We start from the raw sequence: 2,050 nt of genomic DNA on the forward strand, positions 1-2,050 counted from the left end.
GGACGTTCTCGATAGAGAAATGGAAAGCCTAATCAATACCAAGTACAAATCGAACAAATTTCCATTGTCGGGGTACTCCCGCTATGCTGACGATTGTGCGCCACGAAGGCGCAGGGCTGCATAAGCCCGAAAGCTATGCTTAACCGAAGATGAGGGAAGGCCCCTCGGAGCCGCCATGCAGGTGGAGGCTCCAAACCACCGTAAGCTGCTGTGGTCAAAAGCCATGGTAGTGAGCGTTACGGAAAAGGCGAAGCAAGACTTCGTCAGGTGTGTGCCAATGGAGACGAACACCCGTGAACCGCTGATAAAGTGTCGAAAGCGTAGGGACGTCATCAAAACCGGGAGGTAGTCGTTAGCCCGGGATAAATCTGGAGGAAACCTGTTTACCGACCAGGTGGTGGCCGGCATGAAGGCGGCGTGAACGTGGCACAGGCTTCGGTTAGGAACGTGGGAACCTGCCCTCCGATGTTAAGGGAAAAACCCAAGCGGCGGACCCGCAAGGACGAAAGTACCGATGCGGAGTGCAGGGGCGGAACAGCCCGTAGTAGTAATGAAGCTCCGTAACGGGAGTGGAGCGAAGGAGCTGTGTTATCCAATTTTGAACAATGGTCAACCGCAAGGGAGGAGCCAATGGACAAAACAAAGCCGTATGAAATCTCCAAACATGTAGTGCTGGAGGCATTCCAACGAGTAAAAGCGAATAAAGGAGCGGCCGGAATAGACGACGAAAGCCTGGAAGCGTTCGAAGCCAACTTGAAGAACAACCTCTACAAGATTTGGAACCGAATGTCTTCCGGCAGCTACTTCCCCCCACCCGTGAAAGCCGTGGAAATCCCCAAGAAAAACGGGGGAAAACGCATACTCGGAGTGCCCACCGTGGCGGATCGGGTAGCGCAAATGGTTGTTAAAATCTATTTCGAGCCGACAGTAGAACCACACTTTCACCCGGATTCCTATGGATACCGACCGGGAAAGTCAGCTTTGGATGCAGTGGCCGTTACCCGGCATCGTTGCTGGAGGTACGACTGGGTGCTGGAATTCGACATCAAGGGTCTGTTCGACAACATTAATCATGAACTGTTGATGAAAGCGGTCCGTAAACATACCAACAATCCATGGGTTATCCTCTACATTCAGAGGTGGCTCAAGGCACCCTTCCAAATGCCCGATGGCACTGTAAAGGAACGGTCGAAAGGAACCCCACAAGGAGGCGTTATCAGCCCGGTACTGGCTAATCTGTTTCTCCACTATGCGTTTGACATATGGATGGTTCGTAACCATCCCGACAAACCGTTTGCTCGTTATGCCGATGATGCTGTGGCACATTGCCGTAGCTTAAAAGGTGCTGAGAGACTTCATGAAAGCCTAAAGGAAAGGTTTGCGGAATGTGGGCTGGAACTGCATCCCGACAAGACCCGCATTGTCTACTGTAAAGACGATGACCGGCGGGAAGACTATCCAGAAACCAAGTTCGACTTTCTGGGCTACACCTTCCGACCGCGGAGATCCAAGAACAAGTACGGAAAGTTCTTCATCAACTTCACCCCGGCAGTAAGCAACAAGGCGAAGAAGGCCATGCGTCAGACCATTCGTGGATGGCGCATGCACCTGAAGCCAGATAAGACTCTTGAAGACCTGTCTCGGATGTTCAACCCGGTAATCAGAGGCTGGATCAACTACTACGGGCGCTTTTACAAATCGGAACTGTACTCGGTACTAAGACACATGGACCGGGCCTTGGTGCGCTGGGCACGAAGGAAGTACAAGAAACTCGCCAAACATCAAAGACAGGCGAATCACTGGCTCGGTAAAATAGCTAGACGTGAACCGAAGTTGTTCGTGCACTGGCAAATGGGGATTTGTCCTGCGGCTGGATAATGGGAGCCGGATGAGCTGAGAGGTTCAAGTCCGGTTCTGAGAGGGCCTCGGGGTGAAATTCCCCGGGGCTACTCACCTTGTTGCCATTATCGAGAGACAGGAACATGTTTCACTTGTACTTGATAGAATAAAACACGCTCTGTCCAAATTGAATTTACAGCTAAATATGGAC

The 2,050-nt window shown here is 51.7% G+C and carries 1 protein-coding gene; it reads left to right on the forward strand.

What is annotated here, in order from left to right; all coding sequences use genetic code 11:
• The first annotated feature begins 630 nt into the window (after positions 1–630).
• The gene (gene ltrA / locus BM299_RS18720) at positions 631–1,878 is read left to right on the forward strand and encodes a group II intron reverse transcriptase/maturase (protein ID WP_092488058.1); all 1,248 of its coding nucleotides are present in this window, start codon (positions 631–633) and stop codon (positions 1,876–1,878) included.
• Positions 1,879–2,050 lie beyond the last annotated feature (172 nt).

It is taken from the genome of Desulfoscipio geothermicus DSM 3669 (assembly GCF_900115975.1).
In the GTDB taxonomy this organism is placed as follows: Bacteria; Bacillota; Desulfotomaculia; order Desulfotomaculales; family Desulfallaceae; genus Desulfoscipio; species Desulfoscipio geothermicus.